This is a genomic window from Paenibacillus sp. NFR01 (assembly GCF_900111565.1).
In the GTDB taxonomy this organism is placed as follows: domain Bacteria; phylum Bacillota; class Bacilli; order Paenibacillales; family Paenibacillaceae; genus Paenibacillus_AQ.
The window spans coordinates 1,621,498-1,639,257 of the sequence record NZ_FOIK01000001.1; the positions used below are offsets into that span (position 1 = coordinate 1,621,498).

Sequence of the window (17,760 nt, forward strand, 5' to 3'; positions counted from 1 at the left end):
TCACATCCTCACTTAGTTTGTCGAATTACACCAGAGCCACAATTTTACGGGCGCCGTCCGCCATCGAATCGGCCGCCACAATATTCAGTCCCGACCCGGCCAAGATCTGCTTGCCGAGCGCTACATTGGTGCCTTCCAGCCGCACGACGAGCGGTTTGGTCAGACCCAGCTCCCGCGCCGCGGCGACAACGCCTTCCGCGATGACGTCGCAGCGCATAATGCCACCGAAAATGTTGACGAAGATGCCCTTCACTTTTTCGTCGGACAATATGATTTTAAAGGCTTCCGTCACTTTCTCCTTCGTCGCGCCGCCGCCGACATCGAGGAAGTTAGCCGGTTCGCCCCCATAATATTTGATGATATCCATCGTCGCCATCGCCAGACCAGCGCCGTTGACCATACAGCCGATATTGCCATCCAGCGCGATATAACTAAGATCGAATTTGGACGCTTCGATTTCTTTTTCGTCTTCTTCGTCAAGGTCCCGCAGTTCCAAGATGTCCTTGTGGCGGAACAGCGCATTGGAATCGAAGTTCAGCTTGGCATCCAGCGCCAGTACATTGCCGTCTCCGGTCACAACCAGCGGGTTGATCTCAGCGATCGAGCAATCCTTATCCACAAAAGCCAAATACAGCGCTTGCATGAACTTGACCGCTTTATTTACCAGCTCTGACGGAATGCCGATGTTATACGCCAGCTTGCGGGCCTGAAAGGTCTGCAGACCGGTGACCGGATCGATGATTTCCTTAAAAATCTTCTCCGGATGCTCCGCAGCCACTTCTTCGATCTCCGTGCCGCCCTCTTCGGAGGCCATCATGACGACGCGACCGCTGCCGCGATCCACGACGAGACCGATGTAATATTCCTTCACGATCTGGCAGCCCTCTTCAATGAGCAGCCGTTTGACGACCTTTCCTTCCGGTCCGGTCTGATGGGTGACCAGCGTTTTCCCGAGAATCTCCCCGGCATAACGCCGCACCTCATCGGGCGATTTCGCCACTTTAACGCCTCCGGCTTTCCCGCGGCCGCCTGCATGAATCTGCGCTTTCACCACCGTTACCGGCGTACCCAGCGTCGCCGCAGCTTCTACCGCTTCCTCCACTGTATAAGCTACTTTTCCGTTCGGTACGGCGACGCCGTACTTCTTAAGTACTTCTTTTCCCTGATACTCGTGGATATTCATACCGGAAGCCTCCTAAAATTCGCGGCAGACCGCATTCAGCCTGCGGCCTTCCGCTTTCCGTTTGATTGTCCAAAGCCGGGTCCAGACCGGTAAAAACTACAATACCCGGTTCATCTGCACCTATATTAGCTATATGTCAGAATAGGAAACCCAGAATATTGTAACATGATTTAAAAACGCTTTCCTTAAAAATATTCATGATTTGTACATACATTTTCGCTTGATTTCATGCCGAATTGCGAACGATTATATTGACACGATTATCAATCGCATTTATTTGGATTGGAATTCGCTTCGTGAATCCGCGAGAGCAGCTCTTTGAACTGACCGAGAAAACCTACAAATTCTTCCGCAGTCAGTTTGGCGCCTTCGGCCATTCTTCCGGGAATGCAGACAGCTTCGTTTTGCAGCTCCCAGCCCTTGTCGGTCAGCGAAATCAATACCTTGCGTTCATCCTGTGCCGAACGTTCGCGGAGAATCAGTCCGGCCGCTTGCAGCCGTTTGAGGAGCGGCGTCAGGGTCCCGGAATCCAGGAACAGCGCTTCGCCGATTTCCTTAACTGTACACTGTCCCTTCTCCCAAAGAACGATCATCACTAAGTACTGGGAGTAGGTCAGTCCGATTTTGTCCAAATGAGGTTGGTACAGCTTCGTGAACTCCCGGGAACATGCGTAAATGGTAAAACACAGCTGGTTCTCCAGCATCAATTCTTGCGGAGGTACTTTCTGCATTGTTCTTCACCTGCCTTCTGCCATTAGTTTATCACAATTGAATTGCATTTTCATGATAATAGCAAAAAATTTGTTGACTATCTTTTATTTTGTGTTAAATTAAATTGTGTAAAATATATTTTGTTGGGAGCGGATAAAACATGTTAACCATTCAAAAGAAAATGTACGAAACAACTGCAAAAGCGGTAGGCGGCAGAGCCGGACGCGTAGAATCCGAAGCGCCGAAATTCAGCGCCTCGCTCAGCACCCCGCGAGAAATGGGCGGCGCCGGCGGCGAAGGCACCAATCCCGAGCAGCTCTTTGCGGCAGGCTATTCCGCTTGCTTCGACAGCGCGCTGAATCTGGTTGCGAACCAGAAGCGCATCAAAATCGAAGGCAGCGAAGTTACTGCACATGTCAGCTTCGGCGTAGCCGACGACGGCGGGTTCGCCTTGGCCGTCAAACTCGACGTCTTGGTGAAAGGCGTAGATCGCGAAACCGCTGTTCAACTGGTGGAAACGGCGCACAGCGTATGTCCTTACTCCCGGGCTACCAGCGGCAACATCCATGTGGAATTGAATGTTCTGTAATTCACGCCACGCATAGAAAAAGAAATAGCAACCAATCAGCAGGCCGCCGGACGATCCGGCGGCCTGCTCTGCTGTACTTGCAGCGTTCACTAGACGAACCTTGCACAAACACGCAAGATCCGGGACTGATGAACATCTACATGGCTTGCCCTCTTATCGCCTGCCTGTCATCTTTTATTGTTATCCCATTCAATCCCATCTCATCCGGAGCGTAATGCGAACTCTCAGCGGCTAGTTACGATTCCTCCAGCGTAATTTGCCGATCCAGGTTGCGGTATTGCACCGCCTCCGCCAAATGCGCCGGGGTAATGGCCGGCGAGGCTTCCAGGTCGGCAATCGTCCGGGCCAGCTTGATGATCCGGTCATGCGAACGCATGCTGAGTCCAAGGCCGTCCAAAATGCCATGAAGCAGCGCGGCACTCTGGACGTCCAACTTCGCAAACCGCCGCAGCGCGGCTCCGGACAGTTCGCTGTTCCATGAAAACGAAAGATGTTTGTACCGCTCATTTTGGATCGCCTGCGCCTGCAGCACTTCCCCGCGCATCTCGGCCGAGGCCCGCGGGGGACCTGCATTGCGCCCCCAATCCGCCGGGCGCGGCACATCCACCTGCATGTCGATCCGGTCAAGCAGCGGCCCGGAGATGCGCGACCTGTACCGGGCGATGAGTGCAGGGCTGCAGGTGCAGCGCTGGGGAAGCCCGGCGCCGAGAAATCCGCAAGGACACGGATTCATCGAACACGCAAGAAGGAAGCTTGCGGGATATGTAAATGCCGCGCGGGCACGGCTGATCGTCACGACGCCGTCCTCCAGCGGCTGCCGCAGCACCTCAAGCACGCTGCGGGAGAACTCCGGCAGTTCGTCAAGAAACAGAATGCCGCGATGTGCCAGGCTGACTTCGCCCGGACGCGGGACGCCGCCTCCCCCGATCAACCCCGCCGCCGAGATCGTATGATGCGGCGAACGGAACGGCCGGGTGCGCAACAGTCCGGAGCGTCCGCCCTCCAGTTTGCCTGCTGCGCTGAAGATTTGCGTTACTTCCAATGCTTCGCTGTCGCGCAAGGGCGGCATGATTGTCGGCAGCCGCTTAATCAGCATGGTCTTGCCGGTGCCCGGCGGTCCGGTAAGGATGATATTGTGCATCCCGGCTGCGGCAATCGTCAGTGCCCGTTTGACATGATTTTGCCCCAGTACATCGGCATAATCTTCTTGCAGCGCCTCTCCATCCGCAGCCTGTCCGCTCGTCGTCACCCGTGCGGGATGGTACCGCAGTTGCTCCAGCGGTACAGCAGCGACAGGCGGCCGGTCACCGCCGCCGTCGCTCACAGTAACCGGAAAAGGCAGCGGCGGATAAGCCGAAACTTGATCCATCCCTGCGGCTTCTCTCCCGCCGGGCTGCTGCGGATCGGCCAGTCCGCGCAAATGCTCCAGCGCGTAAACCTTTATTCCGTCGATCAACGCCGCCTCCGCTGCGTTCTCGGAGGGAACGAGCACGGCCTCGAAGCCCGCGCGCCGTGCAGCCGCGACCATCGGCAGCACACCGGTTACCGGGCGCAGGCTGCCGTCAAGCGCCAGTTCGCCGATCAGCAGCAGCTGCCCGGCGGCCGGCATATGCAGTTGGCCGCTTGTCGTCAGGATTCCAATCGCAATGGCCAGGTCGAAGGCCGACCCTTCCTTGCGCAAATCCGCAGGAGCCAGATTGACGGTGACCCGCTGCTGCGGATAACGGTAGCCGCAGTTTTTGACCGCGGCGCGGACCCGCTCCACCGCTTCGCGGACCGCCGAATCCGGCAATCCGATAATGCTGGTCTGGGGAAGGCCGTTCGCTAGATCGATCTCCACGCCGATCATGACGCCTTCGATTCCGTACAGGCAGGCACTGTACATTTTTCCGTACATCAAAAAAAACACCTCTTCTTCCGAAATACACGCCGTAAAGCGTGCGATTCCAAGAAAAAGGGTGCTTCCTCATTTTTCCTATAATCCGTTGTTACCAGTATAAAAGGCTGACAGCGAACTGGCAATATAAATCTATGGGAGAAGAAATCATTGCCTTCGGTCACGCCGGATCCGCCGGTTCGGATCGCTGCGGATAAGCTCGGCGAGCGGCGGCGCTTCCTCATTGCGGATCAGCCACTCCCGCATCTCTTTGATGGCTTCGACCTGCCCGTTTCCCCGATCGCGCCAGGTCAGCAGCTCGATGACCCGGATGACGAGCGAAAGCAGGCTATTATTGCTGCTGATGGATTGCTCAGCGCGGATTTTCTGGAACAACGCTTCCTTTTCCCAATCGATCAAGATCTCCTCGGCGATGGCCGGACGCATGACCGTAAAGGATTTGTTGCAGTTGTCGCAGCATACAACCGTCAAAGGCTCATCGCCCATATGAACGTTAATGTGCTGCCCGCAATGCTGGCATGCAAAACTGATCTGAAGATCGGACGGTTGATTCCTCACGGTGACAGCCTCCTCATGGTGACAAATAAATAGCAAACTGTAAAATCTTAATACTTGTTTACCCACTTCACTTGAGGAATGACCCACGCCACAAAAGGAACCTTTAGCCGTCGGCAAATGACAGACTTCCCGCGCGGCGCCTGCGTTCTCCGTTCTAAAAGGCGCCGCGGATGTGGTTGAGCGAAACGACCTCTGCACCCTCCCCCAACTGCACGGCAATCACGTCAAAAGAGACCGTCCGGCCTGCCGTGCCGACCTGATGTATGTATACTTCCGCCGTCGCGCGAACCTGACGGATTTTGCGCATATCCACCGATTCTTCGGGGGTTCCCTGAGCGCCATGGCCGCTGCGGCTGCGCACTTCCACAAACACGAGTGTACCCTCCCGTTCCGCTACAACATCCAGCTCGCCGCTGCGGCAGCGCCAGTTGCGGGCAACAATCCGGTATCCCCTAGACAGCAAATAGTGTACCGCCGCTTGTTCGGCAGCCGCTCCTTTTTGTTTCCGGTTCAACCGGGCTTGCGGCGGACGCCCCGTCACCGGTTCATCCGCTCCCCTGCGGCACGGTCGCTTTGGTAGACATAGCTCAAAATTTCTGCCACCAGCTGGTACAGTTCCGGCGGAATTTGCTGGTCCAGATCCAGTTTGGACAATACCTCCACCAAGGCGGCATCCTCCTGGACGGCTACCCCGTTGTCTTTGGCTTTCTGTAAAATCGCCTCAGCCACCGCGCCTTGTCCCTTGGCGACGACGACCGGCGCCTCGCTTTGGCCCGGCGTATATTTGAGCGCAACCGCCTTTTTCATGCGCTTGGCCATTTCATCGTTTGCTTGTTCCCGGGCATCCTCATTCATATGCGGTAATCGACTCCTTTGTATGCATCCGGCACATAATCCGCAAGCTTGCCGGCCGTCTCCGAAGCGTCCTGTGCCGCCGGAGCCGGGAGCGGCTCGGTCCGCAGGCCCGATAGCTGGTAGCCAATGGACTCCACGGCGCTGCGGATCTCCTCGCGCCGGCCTTCCAGCAGCTCCTGCACCCAAGGTTCGTCATTATGCAATTTAAGGCTTACGATCCGGTCCACCACCTGCACGTCGACGAGCGTACGCCCCAGCTGTTTCATGTCAAGGTCAAACCACAGCCGGCAGTTGCCGGCATCCAGCTCGCCCTTGCGGCCGCGCCGCGACTGGATTTGGACGGAAGCCGTCTCCCGTCCATCCTCGCCCTTTAGCGGCAGGAAAAGCGTCACCTGCGCGAACGGCGCGGTGCGGTCGGTGTTGAGCAGCAGCTGCTGGCCGGTCAGCTGCTGCACCAGCTGGCCCGCGGCTTCCTTCACCGCGGGCGGCACTTCGCTGCTGCCGGCCAGCTGCAGCAGCGTGCCCTTCAGCGTGCCGGCATCGTCCGCGCCGGCCGCTTTTCCCGCGGCGGCTGCCCCGCCGCCGCGCACGGCCTGCTGCTCGTGCTCCGCACCGAGCAGCTTGAGCACGCGCCCCACCCACGCGTCGACGTCGCGTGCGGGCGCGGCCACCGGCTGCTGCGCTGCCGCAGCCGGGCTGTCCCCGCGCGGCGCAGCGTCCGCGCGGGCCTGCCCTTGCCCCGCCGCCTCGGGCGGGGCAGTGTCGCCCGCCTGCGCAGCGGCGGGCGCTTTGCCGAGCTGCGGCAGCGTGCCGCGCAGCTCGGTCAGTACGCCCTGCAGCTTCGCGAGCAGGGCGGTGCCTGAAGGCGGCGCGGGTACCGTCCGCGCCGCGGCTTCTGCGGCGGCGGAATTCCCGGCCGCCGCACCTGGAGAGGCCGCGTCCGTGTCCGCGGCCCCGCCGCCATTGGCTGCAGCGCCAGGGCCTGCAGCAGCCGGCGTTCCGCCCAGCCCGGCGCTGCTCCCCCGGGGGGCGGTTCCACCGGCTCCAGCTGCATCTGCTCCGGTTGCACCTGCATGGCTCGCTTCGCCTGTCGCTATGCGGCCTGCTTCGGTATTACCCGCTCCTGCTGCACCCGCTCCGGTTGCTCCCGCATTTTTTGCACCTGCTGCACTAATTTCACTTCCAGCAGCAGTTCCTGCCCCGTTGGCGTTCATGCCGGGGGCACCAGTTTCGCTGGCCGTAGCTCCTGCTGCCGCACCCGCGGCGGCACCTCCGACTGTCCCGGCCGGTCGGGCTGAAGCTTCTCCGCCTTCATCCGCATTTATTCCCGCAGCGCCAGTTCCGGCAGCTGCTCCTTTTGCCTCCGGCGCTCCCTCTTCCGATTGCAGCGCCCGGTCCGCATCCGCCCCGGCCAAAAGCTCTGCCGCTGCGCCACCGCCAGTGGCCGTTCCGTTGCCCGGCCCTGCCGCCTGCACAGCCGCCTTGGCGGTTCCCGCGCCATTTGCGGTCTCCTGCGCCGTTCCGGTACCCGGACCGGCAGCCGGCGTGGCCGGAGTTCCGGCTGCCTGGGCGCCGGAACCCGAACTTCCGGCTCCGGACGGCTGTCCTGCGGAGCCGGAAGCACCTGCTGCAGCACGTCCGGCGGAAGGCAGAGCTTCGCCTTCTCCGGCTGCGTCCAGCTGTGCCCATACGGCGACCTCGGCCTCCAGTTTGGCCAGCAGGTCATGCAGCTTCGGCCCAAACACGGCCTGCTGCAGGCCCTTGACCGACTCTGGCGTTACCGGAAGCCCGCGTTTTAACGATAAAACCGCTGCCCCGAGCCATTCCTCGGTACTCACATTCGCCGGTTTGGCGCTGAGCACGCTGGCCAGCGTATCCGCAGTTTCCTTATTCAACCCAAGTCCGCCGGTAACCATTGCCCGGACAATGTCATAGCCGCCCTTCGCTTCCGTCAATCCAAGCGACTTAAGCGCTTCTCCCATATTTTGCGGCGAAGAAAGCACGCCATCTCCGGCGACCGCCTTCAAGACAGGCAGACCGTTTTGACCGGGGGCTCCCACCTGTAAGTTTAACGTTTGGCCGGCTTGAAGCGGCGTTTCCAGCTCAGCCTTTACCGGCGTGCCCTGGATTTGCACCACCGCTTCATGGCCGGAATCGGACACGCTGAGCACGACGCCGCGCACCACCTGTCCTTCTTTCAGCTCCACGGACTTCGCTTCTCCCGCCTTACTGTCGCCGAGCAAACCGCGGACAATCGATCCGATATTCATTCAAGGCCGCCTCCCTTCGCATATTTCACCGTACTCTTTATATCGACAAACCGGCCTGCTTCGTAAATCTCTATAATATAACTAAAATAACGTCTGTTGTTCGGCGAGAATCTTCCCGATAAAGCTGCGCCGGTGCATCGGCGTCGGGCCGAGGGCAACCAGCTGCTCGCGGTGCAGCTTGGTGGCATAGCCTTTATGTATGTTAATACCGTAATCCGGATACAGCTCCTGCCATGCACCTTCACAGAGCCGGTCGCGTGTTACCTTGGCAACGATCGATGCGGCGGCAATCGATTGGCTGTTTGCATCCCCTTTTATGATTGCCTTTTGCGGAAGCGGCAAATCCACTTTCTCGGCATCGACCAGCATGTAATCCGGAGTTTCGGCTAAGCTTTCCACCGCTTTTCGCATCGCCAGCCTGGAAGCCTGCTTAATGTTGATCTCGTCGATCAGTGCCGAATCCACAAATCCGATGCCTACAGCAAGCGCCTGTTCCATAATCTGCTCGTACAAGGCGTCCCGTTTTTTGGCAGACAATTTCTTAGAGTCATCGACTCCATCTATAATAAGGCCTTCCGGCAAAATGACCGCCGCGGCCACCACATCGCCAAACAAACAACCCCGGCCGACCTCGTCTACGCCGGCAATGCGCCGGTAAGACCGCTCCCAGCATTCTTTTTCATATAACAACATATCCAATGTGCTCACATTACTTCCTCCTAAACTATCGCTTCTACCAGCTTAACATAAGTAGGCCATAGGGGCATCCGGAATATGCTGTCTCAAGGAGCCTCTGCTTTTTCTCGAACGCAAAAAAGAGCCACCCGTCATTCGGATGGCTCTTCCATTCCTGCATAAGCGTATTCGGTTACGGCGTTTCCAGCGTAAACGTTCCGAGCTTGCCGGCCCGCAGCTCATGGAGCAGGGTGCGCGAGGCTTTTTCCAGATCGACCCGTCCGCCGCTAATCAGGCAGCCGCGTTTGCGTCCGACGGCTTCCATGACGGCGATAATCTCGTCCGGATTTTCGATATCGGTTGGCAGCTTGTCGATGCCAAAGCGTTCCTGGAAGCGCGCCCCGTAATCCTTTAGCAGATATTTTACCGCATAAAAAGCGATGTCCTCCACGTTCAGGATCTCCTCGCGGATCGCGCCCGTGATCGCCAGCCGGTAGCCGACGTCCTGATCCTCGAACTTCGGCCACAAAATGCCCGGTGTATCGAGCAGCTCTAAATCACCGCCCGTTTTGATCCACTGCTGGCCTTTGGTTACCCCGGGACGGTCGCCGGTTGCGGCAATGTTTTTGCCGGCCATCCGGTTAATCAGCGTGGATTTGCCGACATTGGGAATACCGACAATCAGCGCACGCATTGGACGGGGTTTCATGCCTTTGGCGATTTGCCGGTCGATCTTCTCCTTCAGCAGCAGCCGCACTTGCCCGGGAATGTCTTTAATCCCCGTACCTGTCGCCGCGTCTACAGGATGGGCCAGATGCCCCTCCGCTTTGAAGTAGGCAAGCCATTTGCGCGTTGCCTCGGGATCGGCCAAATCGCTTTTATTGAGAATAATGAGCCTTGGCTTATCGCGTAAAATATCGTCAATCATCGGATTGCGACTGGAAAGCGGCAGGCGGGAATCGAGCAGCTCGATCGCCACGTCAATCAGCTTCAATTTGTCTTCGATTTGCCGTCGTGCTTTCGTCATATGACCCGGAAACCATTGAATGGTCATGTGGCCGTCACCTCCTTTGATTATTATGGCTTACATTCTAATGATTGATGACTTTGATGTCGTCCATTGGCCAGAAAATCAGGTCCGCGCGTCCGACGATGTCGCTAAGCGGCACATAGCCGATCATCCGGCTGTCCGTGCTGTCCGAGCGGTTGTCGCCCATGACAAAAATATGTCCTTCGGGAACGGTTCCGTCCGGAAAGTCCTCGTTCGGGAAATCTTTGTTATTGTAAAGGGCGTTGTTGTTATGCGCCGCATCCACCGCATCTTTGATGTAGGGTTCATCGATCGGTTCGCCGTTGACGGTCACCACATCGCCTTCAACCTTCACCGTATCGCCGGCCACGGCAATTACGCGTTTGATGAAATCCCGTCCCTCCGACGGAACATGGAACACAATGACTTCCCCTTTATGCGGGGCGCGGAAATCATACAAAATTTCGTTGACGATCACACGCTCGCCGGTATGAAAATTAGGCTGCATGGAAGGTCCGTCCACAATAAACGGTTTGAACAAAAGCCAGCGGATCAGAATGACCAGAACAAGCGCAATAACAATCGCCTTGATCCACTCGAGCGCTTCGTTTTTCTGCTTCTTGGGGCGTTTGCCGTTCTCTTCTACGATTTCGCCTTCTCCTTGCTGCATATCCTGCTGCATGGTTCACCGTCCTCTCTCTAGGCCTCAACCTTTATCGAATGCTCACTTCTCATATGAAAAAAAGCTCCTCCGAAAAGTCCCCCACGATTACTCCGTCAGGAGGCCTTTTCGGAGAAGCTGGTCCTTAGGCAAAAGAAAAACTCCTATCGGAGCCTTTCGATAAACGAAAGGGGCTTGAACTCAAGCCCCTTCCCTTTGCCGCTTTATTAGCGACGGATTTCTTTAATTCTTGCAGCTTTACCGCGAAGGTCACGAAGATAGTAGAGCTTCGCACGACGCACTTTACCACGGCGAGCCACTTCGATTTTCTCGATTTTAGGCGAGTTGATCGGGAATGTTCTTTCCACACCAACACCGTAAGAAATTTTACGAACCGTAAAAGTCTCACTGATTCCGCCGCCGCGACGTTTGATTACAACGCCTTCGAACAGCTGGATACGCTCACGAGTTCCTTCAATAACTTTTACGTGCACCTTCAAAGTGTCCCCAGGACGAAAACTAGGGATATCTTTACGAAGTTGCTCTTGAGTAATAGCTTGTAGGATATTCATTAAGGACTTCCTCCTTCCGTACAGGTGTTCATGTCTCTTCCGGAGAGCCGTTGCTCTCCCTCATTATCCACAGAGGACCACCGTATTCCACACAACAGAATTTATGATAGCATAAAAAAGAAACAAAGACAAGATATTTTTAGGCTATAGTGGCATCATATCCCGTTTCTTCGCTTTGGCACGGCATTCCTTGCATAATCCGACAACGCTTCCATTATCCTGGGCATAAAAAATTAACTTTCCGTTCTTCTTCCGGCATGAGGAGCACTGCTGCTCCGCTGCATGCTGTTTCGCCTTGCGGTGTCTATCCATCGGAATCACATTGCTTGGAGTTCCGGGCCGGGAAGAAGCTTCCCCCTTGCGCCGGCTGCTGAGTGCATAATAACCGCCTGCCGCCGCCAATAGCAACACCATTATACTTGCCGCAATCTGCATTTGGCCCACCCGCTTCCTTTGCTCTCTCGGTCAAAATCGTACGCTTATTTTACCATAATCCTTCACTAAATTATAGTGAGCGGCTTAGGTATCCTGGACTTTAGTCCAGCCGACAACCCGCCCCGGGACGCTTCTTCTAGTATTTACCATGTCGTATAATTTTATTATACATAATTCCGATTTTACGGGTTTGGAGGATGAAACCTTGAGAGATAAGCATACGACTTCTATCGTAGCCGCAGCGGCAGTCCTATCCTTTTTATTATTGGCCGGCTGTCGCGAGCTGCCGGGAAAAGAAGCGGCGGACCAACAGCTGGAGCAGGCCATCGGCAACGAAAACGAGGATCGCAGCTTCGGTGACGCCATCAAAGAAACGATTGACGGCGTTGCCGCCGATGCCCAGCAGGCAGTAACAGATTCGGCTATACAATTGGCGGACCAGGCCATGGCGGATGGCGTGCAGACGGAATTGTCCTCATCGGCGGCAATTGGTTCAGTCACAAAGCTTACCGTAGATAACCCGGCAGGCGGAATCAAGGTGGTAGCGGGAAGCGGTGACCAGCTGCTGGTTAAGGCCATCATTACGGATCACGAGCCGGACCCTAAGCAGAATTGGGTAGACGAAGCCCGTATTTTCATTAAAAGTAACGGCAATGAATCGCAAATCTCCGTACACCCCCAAAGCAGTCCGAATGCGGATCTCTGGAAATGGGTGAATAAACAAACCGGTGATTCGAATTTCACGATAACCTATGAAATTCAAGTTCCAGATCAGGTTACGGCATTTACGCTGAGCAATAACGTCGGGTCGGTCGAACTGCGCGGTCTTAGCGGTACCTTCGACATCACCGACAATGTCGGAAACATCACGCTGCAGGAGGCGGTTATCACCGGGAACTCCCGTATCGTCTCCAATACCGGAAAAATAGCCTTAGACATGCGGGGCATTGACAAAAACGCCTCCCTAAAGGCGAAAACCAATGTCGGCAGTATTTCGGCCGAGATGGCTCCTGAATTAAGCTACACGTTAAAAGCCTCCAGCGAGTTGGGACGCATTTCCGGGACGGCTAAAGGAACACAGGATGTTAACGGGGGCGGCCCGCTCATCGAGCTAAATTCACAGGTGGGCTCTATCTCTGTGCAATAATATTCCTCACAAAAAACAGGGTTATCCGGCGGTTCCGGATAACCCTGTTTGCATTTTCTATCGATGAACGGCAATCAGATCAGGGCAATAGCAAGCAGCGTGAACAGACTCAGTGTAAGAATTTCGCTGCCGTAGCCGTAAAAACCGCCGTAATATGCTCCCGGCGGATAGAAGGCGGAGGTTTTGGCTTTGTCTCTATTTTTTACGCGTAAATAAACATTGTTGGCATCGACATCGACAACGACGCCTTCATAACGGTTGCCGTCTCTGGTCATAATGCGCACCCGCTTGTTTTTGCAACGAAGGCAGTTATAATAAGCTTCCACAGATGAACCCTCCCTTATTCGTGTTGCTGTATTTTATGAACCAGGGGATAAGCCGGTAACGGCAATCGTCCCCGGAGGAAAATCGGGCAGCTGTGAAATAATTAACTTGTGAATTTTATGTGTCTTTTCGCGCGAAAAAGGTTTATAATAATGTTACAAATATCAAAACATTTACGTATCGATGGAAGCTTAAATCGATCATATAGGAGGCCATGGCCATGAGTGCATCCAGTAGACCATTTATCAATGAAGGTATTCTCCGCATCGCCATTTTCGTGATGTTCGCGGCGATGATCTACACGGTGCAAAATTATGTATGGGTAGTAGTTGTTTTCGCCTTAATCGGCCTCTACTCGCTGGGAACCGGTATTATGATGCTGACTCGTAAAGACAAAGATTCGCAACCGAGAAACCAATCCAATCCGCTATAACCCCCGCAACAACAAAACCGCTTCCACTCCGAGAGACTCGGTGTGGAAGCGGTTTTTTATTGGATCGGAGTAGCGGGATTCGAACCCACGGCCTCACCCACCCCAAGGGTGCGCGCTACCAGGCTGCGCTATACCCCGACAACGCGAAAATAATTGACGGCCACTACATAACTATGTTTATTTCTGCGTGCACATTCCTCAAAATATCTAAGCGGCGTGTCTTCATTCATTTTCCGGTTCAGAAAAGTTGCGAAAAATATTAAAATTTTATAGATTTCCGCAAAAGGCTGTGCTATACTCTAGGCACAAGGAAAGGAGGTGCGTTCACATCTGTAATGAAATGTTGAACGTATCCCTTACCCGGGCCATCGGCTAATCATTTTGCCATGGCGGCGCGGGATACGGATCACAGCAACAAATAGCGCCACGGGTAGAAAGACCGTCTTCGGACGGTCTTTTTTCATTTTAACGGTGGCCCAAAGCAGTCTTATGCCTTAAAGCCGTCGTCGCGGTTTCTATAATAATCGATGATGTCACTTACAGTGCGGAGCGGCTCCGCTTCCTTCCGGGACGTGTCTGTTCCGGTCTGATACTCTTTAGGCGTATCCGTCTTCACTTCAGTTCATTCCCTTCACTTCATAAATTGTAATGTCTGGGCAGCTTAATCAAGGGCAGCGGCACGAAGGCAGCTTTAATTATTACCCCCGTATTCCACCATTGACGCAGGATTCTACCCGATTCACCTGTGAACCTTCTGTGTCCGTCTGCCTGCACAAAAAAACGCCTTCCCAACGTACGATACGTTAACAAGACGCCATTTCTATTCGACCTACATATTTAACAAGCTACAGTTGCTCCTTACGCAAACGCTCCAACATCCGCCGGTCCTTGTCGGTAAGGTTAGCGCTGTCCAGCAGATCCGGACGGCGTGTCAGCGTACGCTTCAATGCCTGCTCGCGCCGCCAGTCTTCAATGTTGGCATGATGACCGCTGAGTAGAATATCGGGCACTTTCCAGCCGCGGAACTCTACCGGACGCGTATAATGCGGATATTCGAGCAGCCCGGTGCTGAACGAATCGGTCACGGCTGAGGTCTCATTGCCCAGCGCACCCGGCTGCAGGCGTACGACCGAATCAATAACAGTGAGTGCCGGCAGCTCGCCCCCGGTCAGCACATAATCGCCGATAGATAGCTCGTCGGTTACCAGATGCTCACGAATCCGTTCGTCATAGCCTTCGTAATGGCCGCAGATGAAGATCAAATGCTCTTCGCGGGCAAGTTCTTCGGCAATGCGCTGGGTGTACGGCTTGCCCTGCGGGCACATCAGAATGATCCGCGGCGGCCGTTCTCCGTTCTCGGCTTCTTCCAGCACATGCTCCACCGCGGCAAAGATCGGATCGGGCTTCAGCACCATCCCCCCGCCCCCGCCGTACGGCGTATCATCTACGCTGCCATGCTTATTGCCGGAAAAATCGCGGAAATTGACCGCATTCAAGGAAACGATCCCCTTCTCTCGGGCTTTGCCGACAATGCTGGTGCCGAAGACGCCTTCGCACATTTCGGGAAAAAGCGTCAGCACGTCGATCCGCATCATGGCAGCAGCCCTTCCATCAGGTGCACCGTAATTTTTTTCGCCGGAATGTCTACGTTCAGTACCACGTCTTTAATCACCGGAATCAAAATTTCCGCGCCTTTGGCCGGCTTAACCACCCACACGTCATTTGCGCCCGGTTGGAGGATTTCGGTAATCGTGCCGAGCGGATGCTCTGCATCTTCATCGGTGAACACCTGGCAGCCGACGATTTGATGGAAGTAAAATTCATCTTCCGGCAAGTCCACAAGATCTTCGGCCGGTACCGTCAGCATGCTGCCTTTGTATTTCTCAACCTGGTTGATGTTGTCATAGCCCATCAGCCGGACAACATACATCCCTTTTTGCTCCCGTGCCGATTCCACGGTCACTTCAAACTTTGGACTTCCATCCGCCGGTACAATCAGCAGCTTGCTGCCCTTGGCAAACCGCACCTCCGGAAAGTCGGTATGCGATAAAATTTTAACCTCCCCGCGGATGCCGTGCGTGTTGACGAGCTTGCCCACGGTTAATTCTTGCGTCATCTGATCCACTCCTTTGCGGTGCCGGCCAACCCGGCCGTATACATATCTATTTGAACAAAAAGGAGCCGGGATATACGATCCCTGCCCCTTCTTGCGCGCATCCTTTAAGATAAAATATCCACGGTAACGCGTTTATCGCTCTTGACTGCTGCCGACGTGACAACTGTGCGGAAAGCTTTGGCGATCCGCCCCTGTTTGCCGATAACCTTGCCTACATCATCAGGATGTACGGAAAGCTCATATACAATCAGGTGATCTTTCTCCACCGTCCGCACCGTCACATCCTCGGGATGATCCACTAAAGCCTTAGCAATAACTCCAACTAATTCTTCCATAGAGGACCCTCGCAATCAGTCATTTATTTCTGTTGCTTCAGCTCATGGAACTTCTTCATTACGCCAGCTTTGGAAAGCAGGTTGCGTACGGTATCAGATGCTTGCGCACCTGTTTGAAGCCATTTAAGAGCTTTTTCCTCATCGATCTTTACTACTGCCGGTTGTTCAACCGGGTTATAGTAACCGATTTCCTCGATGAAACGACCATCACGAGGGGACCGGGAATCGGAAACCACTACACGATAGAAAGGCGCTTTATGTGCACCCATTCTTTTCAGACGAATACGTACTGCCACGAAATTCACCTCCTTAAAAAAGTATCGAAAGATTAGAAGAGTTTATACAAACCTTTTTTCGATCCCTCCCAAACCCTCCCTTCCAAAGGGAGGGCCCCAAGGGCTCCGCCCTCTGGACACCCGTTTTTAAGGTGTCTGGGGAGCGGCCGAAGGGGACTTAGAGCCTGGTAGTGCAAGGAGCGCTTTCGTCCCTGAAGGGACACGCTGGAATGCAGCCGGACCTGGCTACGGGAAAGATCGGAAAAAGCATAACTGATTATCCTAATTAACGGAACGGCGGGAACTTCATTCCTTTGCCGCCAAGGGCCTTGAGCTGCTTCATGGCGTTTTTCTTGCCGCCCTTGCCTCCGCCACCCATCATACCGGAGAACTGCTTCATCATCTTCCGCATTTCATCGAACTGCTTGATGAGGCGGTTAACCTCGGCGATGTTCGTTCCGCTGCCGGCGGCAATCCGCTTGCGGCGGTTGTGGTTAATGATTTCGGGCTGGGCCTTCTCCGCTTTGGTCATGGAATGCACAATGGCTTCCACGCGGCCCATCTGCTTGTCGTCCACCTTCATGTCCTTGATGCCCTTGGCTTTGTTCATGCCGGGCAGCATATCGAGGATCTGGTCGATCGGTCCAAGCTTCTTGACCTGTTCCATTTGCTCCAGAAAATCGTCGAAGGTAAATTCGGCGTTGCGCATTTTGCGCTCCATTTCCTTCGCTTTGTCGGCGTCGATGGTTGCCTGAGCTTTCTCGATCAGGGAGAGCATGTCGCCCATGCCGAGAATCCGCGAAGCCATCCGTTCCGGATGAAACGGCTCCAGCGCGTCGATCTTTTCGCCGAGCGCAGCGAATTTGATCGGGCAGCCGGTTACGGCTTTAACGGACAATGCCGCACCGCCGCGAGTGTCGCCGTCGAGCTTCGTCAGCACGACGCCGGTCAGCTCAAGCTGTTTGTTGAAGCTGTCCGCGACGTTGACCGCGTCTTGACCGGTCATGGCGTCCACGACCAGCAGCACTTCATCCGGCTTTACAACCTGATGAATCTGCTTCAGCTCTTCCATCAATTCTTCGTCAATATGCAGGCGGCCTGCCGTATCGATAATGACATAATCGAGGTTGTTCTCTTTGGCGTGCTCGATACTTTGTCTGGCGATCTCTACCGGGCTCGTCTTGTCTCCGAGCGTAAAGACGGGAACCTTGATTTGCTCGCCGAGCACCTGCAGCTGCTTGATCGCCGCCGGGCGGTAAATGTCGCCGGCTACGAGCAATGGGCGATGGTTGCCCTTTTGCAGCAATTTAGCCAGCTTGCCCGAGGTGGTCGTTTTACCGGCACCCTGCAGACCCGCCATCATGATGACGGTCGGCGGCTTGTTCGACTTGGCCAGCTTGGCCTGGCTGCCGCCCATCAGCTCGGTCAATTCCTTGTTAACGATGTCGATGATGACCATGCCGGGCGTAAAGCTGTTCATGACTTCCGTGCCGACAGCCTTTTCTTTGACCTTGGCGACAAAATCCTTGACCACTTTAAAATTGACGTCGGCTTCCAGGAGGGCCAGCCGCACTTCGCGCATCGCTTCGGTGACGTCTTCTTCAGACACCTTGCCTTTGCCGCGCAGCTTGCTAAAGACATTCTGCAATCTTCCGGTCAAACCTTCAAATGCCATATAGGGTTTCTCCCTTCAT

Annotated in this window: 21 protein-coding genes and 1 tRNA gene; 3 read left to right on the forward strand and 19 right to left on the reverse strand. The window is 55.1% G+C overall.

The genetic code is table 11. The features are described from left to right. Positions 1–25: 25 nt before the first annotated feature. Both sucC and BMW84_RS07460 read right to left on the reverse strand, forming a co-directional pair. Positions 26–1,183, reverse strand: a complete 1,158-nt coding sequence (sucC, locus tag BMW84_RS07455) for an ADP-forming succinate--CoA ligase subunit beta (RefSeq protein WP_091066162.1) — start codon at positions 1,181–1,183, stop codon at positions 26–28. A gap of 263 nt (positions 1,184–1,446) precedes the next feature. Further along, positions 1,447–1,914 carry a MarR family winged helix-turn-helix transcriptional regulator gene (locus tag BMW84_RS07460; RefSeq protein WP_091066164.1) on the reverse strand — a complete coding sequence of 156 codons (468 nt, stop codon included), beginning with the start codon at positions 1,912–1,914 and terminating at the stop codon, positions 1,447–1,449. Between the two features lie 140 nt (positions 1,915–2,054). Between BMW84_RS07460 and BMW84_RS07465 the strand changes: the two genes are divergently transcribed. Then, the gene (locus BMW84_RS07465) at positions 2,055–2,483 is read left to right on the forward strand and encodes an organic hydroperoxide resistance protein (RefSeq protein WP_091066166.1); all 429 of its coding nucleotides are present in this window, start codon (positions 2,055–2,057) and stop codon (positions 2,481–2,483) included. Between the two features lie 235 nt (positions 2,484–2,718). On the opposite strand, the gene BMW84_RS07470 is transcribed toward BMW84_RS07465, so the two are convergent. The 9 genes from BMW84_RS07470 to rplS all read right to left on the reverse strand — a co-directional run bounded on the left by BMW84_RS07470 (position 2,719) and on the right by rplS (position 11,001). After that, positions 2,719–4,380 carry a YifB family Mg chelatase-like AAA ATPase gene (locus tag BMW84_RS07470; RefSeq protein WP_091066168.1) on the reverse strand — a complete coding sequence of 554 codons (1,662 nt, stop codon included), beginning with the start codon at positions 4,378–4,380 and terminating at the stop codon, positions 2,719–2,721. Between the two features lie 147 nt (positions 4,381–4,527). After that, the gene (locus BMW84_RS07475; protein ID WP_091066171.1) at positions 4,528–4,938 is read right to left on the reverse strand and encodes a hypothetical protein; all 411 of its coding nucleotides are present in this window, start codon (positions 4,936–4,938) and stop codon (positions 4,528–4,530) included. Between the two features lie 154 nt (positions 4,939–5,092). Further along, complete coding sequence (locus tag BMW84_RS07480) at positions 5,093–5,479, reverse strand: YraN family protein (RefSeq protein ID WP_091066173.1); 387 nt, start codon at positions 5,477–5,479, stop codon at positions 5,093–5,095. Beyond that, a complete protein-coding gene (locus BMW84_RS07485; protein WP_254772893.1) occupies positions 5,476–5,793 on the reverse strand; it encodes an EscU/YscU/HrcU family type III secretion system export apparatus switch protein in 318 nt (105 codons plus the stop codon). Before BMW84_RS07485 ends, BMW84_RS07480 begins: the two co-directional genes overlap by 4 nt. After that, entirely contained in the window at positions 5,790–8,063 is a 2,274-nt protein-coding gene (locus BMW84_RS07490; RefSeq protein ID WP_091066174.1) for a hypothetical protein, read from the reverse strand. The genes BMW84_RS07485 and BMW84_RS07490 overlap by 4 nt, the downstream gene beginning before the upstream one ends. A gap of 81 nt (positions 8,064–8,144) precedes the next feature. Continuing rightward, positions 8,145–8,756 carry a ribonuclease HII gene (locus tag BMW84_RS07495; protein ID WP_091068165.1) on the reverse strand — a complete coding sequence of 204 codons (612 nt, stop codon included), beginning with the start codon at positions 8,754–8,756 and terminating at the stop codon, positions 8,145–8,147. 175 nt (positions 8,757–8,931) lie between these two features. Beyond that, positions 8,932–9,792: a ribosome biogenesis GTPase YlqF gene (gene ylqF, locus BMW84_RS07500; protein ID WP_091066176.1), complete on the reverse strand. Its 861-nt coding sequence runs from the start codon at positions 9,790–9,792 to the stop codon at positions 8,932–8,934. 37 nt (positions 9,793–9,829) lie between these two features. Continuing rightward, a complete protein-coding gene (gene lepB / locus BMW84_RS07505) occupies positions 9,830–10,450 on the reverse strand; it encodes a signal peptidase I (protein ID WP_091066179.1) in 621 nt (206 codons plus the stop codon). 206 nt (positions 10,451–10,656) lie between these two features. Further along, positions 10,657–11,001, reverse strand: a complete 345-nt coding sequence (rplS, locus tag BMW84_RS07510) for a 50S ribosomal protein L19 (RefSeq protein WP_019910375.1) — start codon at positions 10,999–11,001, stop codon at positions 10,657–10,659. A 640-nt stretch (positions 11,002–11,641) separates the two neighbouring features. Here rplS and BMW84_RS07520 point away from each other — a divergent pair. Then, positions 11,642–12,583, forward strand: a complete 942-nt coding sequence (locus BMW84_RS07520) for a DUF4097 family beta strand repeat-containing protein (RefSeq protein WP_091066183.1) — start codon at positions 11,642–11,644, stop codon at positions 12,581–12,583. A 74-nt stretch (positions 12,584–12,657) separates the two neighbouring features. Here the strand turns inward: BMW84_RS07520 and BMW84_RS07525 are convergent, their stop codons facing one another. Continuing rightward, on the reverse strand, positions 12,658–12,909 hold the full coding sequence (locus BMW84_RS07525; RefSeq protein ID WP_091066186.1) for a hypothetical protein: 252 nt from the start codon (positions 12,907–12,909) through the stop codon (positions 12,658–12,660). 218 nt (positions 12,910–13,127) lie between these two features. Between BMW84_RS07525 and BMW84_RS07530 the strand changes: the two genes are divergently transcribed. After that, positions 13,128–13,340, forward strand: coding sequence for a hypothetical protein (locus BMW84_RS07530; protein ID WP_091066188.1), 213 nt, complete (start codon positions 13,128–13,130; stop codon positions 13,338–13,340). Positions 13,341–13,400: 60 nt separating this feature from the next. Here BMW84_RS07530 and BMW84_RS07535 read toward each other — a convergent pair. The 7 genes from BMW84_RS07535 to ffh all read right to left on the reverse strand — a co-directional run bounded on the left by BMW84_RS07535 (position 13,401) and on the right by ffh (position 17,741). Then, positions 13,401–13,479: transfer RNA gene (locus BMW84_RS07535), tRNA-Pro, on the reverse strand. Between the two features lie 348 nt (positions 13,480–13,827). Further along, positions 13,828–13,956, reverse strand: coding sequence for a hypothetical protein (locus BMW84_RS25140; RefSeq protein WP_302848089.1), 129 nt, complete (start codon positions 13,954–13,956; stop codon positions 13,828–13,830). Positions 13,957–14,185: 229 nt separating this feature from the next. Next, complete coding sequence (gene trmD / locus BMW84_RS07540) at positions 14,186–14,932, reverse strand: tRNA (guanosine(37)-N1)-methyltransferase TrmD (RefSeq protein WP_091068166.1); 747 nt, start codon at positions 14,930–14,932, stop codon at positions 14,186–14,188. Next, complete coding sequence (gene rimM, locus BMW84_RS07545; RefSeq protein ID WP_091066190.1) at positions 14,932–15,456, reverse strand: ribosome maturation factor RimM; 525 nt, start codon at positions 15,454–15,456, stop codon at positions 14,932–14,934. Before rimM ends, trmD begins: the two co-directional genes overlap by 1 nt. 104 nt (positions 15,457–15,560) lie before the next feature. Next, positions 15,561–15,791, reverse strand: a complete 231-nt coding sequence (locus tag BMW84_RS07550) for a KH domain-containing protein (protein WP_091066193.1) — start codon at positions 15,789–15,791, stop codon at positions 15,561–15,563. Positions 15,792–15,814: 23 nt separating this feature from the next. Beyond that, the gene (gene rpsP / locus BMW84_RS07555) at positions 15,815–16,087 is read right to left on the reverse strand and encodes a 30S ribosomal protein S16 (RefSeq protein ID WP_091066196.1); all 273 of its coding nucleotides are present in this window, start codon (positions 16,085–16,087) and stop codon (positions 15,815–15,817) included. 265 nt (positions 16,088–16,352) lie between these two features. After that, positions 16,353–17,741 carry a signal recognition particle protein gene (gene ffh, locus BMW84_RS07560; protein ID WP_091066198.1) on the reverse strand — a complete coding sequence of 463 codons (1,389 nt, stop codon included), beginning with the start codon at positions 17,739–17,741 and terminating at the stop codon, positions 16,353–16,355. Positions 17,742–17,760 lie beyond the last annotated feature (19 nt).

Excerpts from the sequence above, each read along its gene's own strand:
- sucC (WP_091066162.1), bottom strand. The coding sequence starts at position 1,183 with ATGAATATCCACGAGTATCAGGGAAAAGAAGTACTTAAGAAGTACGGC.
- BMW84_RS07460 (WP_091066164.1), bottom strand. The coding sequence starts at position 1,914 with ATGCAGAAAGTACCTCCGCAAGAATTGATGCTGGAGAACCAGCTGTGT.
- BMW84_RS07465 (WP_091066166.1), top strand. The coding sequence starts at position 2,055 with ATGTTAACCATTCAAAAGAAAATGTACGAAACAACTGCAAAAGCGGTA.
- BMW84_RS07470 (WP_091066168.1), bottom strand. The coding sequence starts at position 4,380 with ATGTACGGAAAAATGTACAGTGCCTGCCTGTACGGAATCGAAGGCGTC.
- BMW84_RS07485 (WP_254772893.1), bottom strand. The coding sequence starts at position 5,793 with ATGAATGAGGATGCCCGGGAACAAGCAAACGATGAAATGGCCAAGCGC.
- BMW84_RS07490 (WP_091066174.1), bottom strand. The coding sequence starts at position 8,063 with ATGAATATCGGATCGATTGTCCGCGGTTTGCTCGGCGACAGTAAGGCG.
- BMW84_RS07495 (WP_091068165.1), bottom strand. The coding sequence starts at position 8,756 with ATGTTGTTATATGAAAAAGAATGCTGGGAGCGGTCTTACCGGCGCATT.
- ylqF (WP_091066176.1), bottom strand. The coding sequence starts at position 9,792 with ATGACCATTCAATGGTTTCCGGGTCATATGACGAAAGCACGACGGCAA.
- lepB (WP_091066179.1), bottom strand. The coding sequence starts at position 10,450 with ATGCAGCAGGATATGCAGCAAGGAGAAGGCGAAATCGTAGAAGAGAAC.
- rplS (WP_019910375.1), bottom strand. The coding sequence starts at position 11,001 with ATGAATATCCTACAAGCTATTACTCAAGAGCAACTTCGTAAAGATATC.
- BMW84_RS07530 (WP_091066188.1), top strand. The coding sequence starts at position 13,128 with ATGAGTGCATCCAGTAGACCATTTATCAATGAAGGTATTCTCCGCATC.
- trmD (WP_091068166.1), bottom strand. The coding sequence starts at position 14,932 with ATGCGGATCGACGTGCTGACGCTTTTTCCCGAAATGTGCGAAGGCGTC.
- rimM (WP_091066190.1), bottom strand. The coding sequence starts at position 15,456 with ATGACGCAAGAATTAACCGTGGGCAAGCTCGTCAACACGCACGGCATC.
- BMW84_RS07550 (WP_091066193.1), bottom strand. The coding sequence starts at position 15,791 with ATGGAAGAATTAGTTGGAGTTATTGCTAAGGCTTTAGTGGATCATCCC.
- ffh (WP_091066198.1), bottom strand. The coding sequence starts at position 17,741 with ATGGCATTTGAAGGTTTGACCGGAAGATTGCAGAATGTCTTTAGCAAG.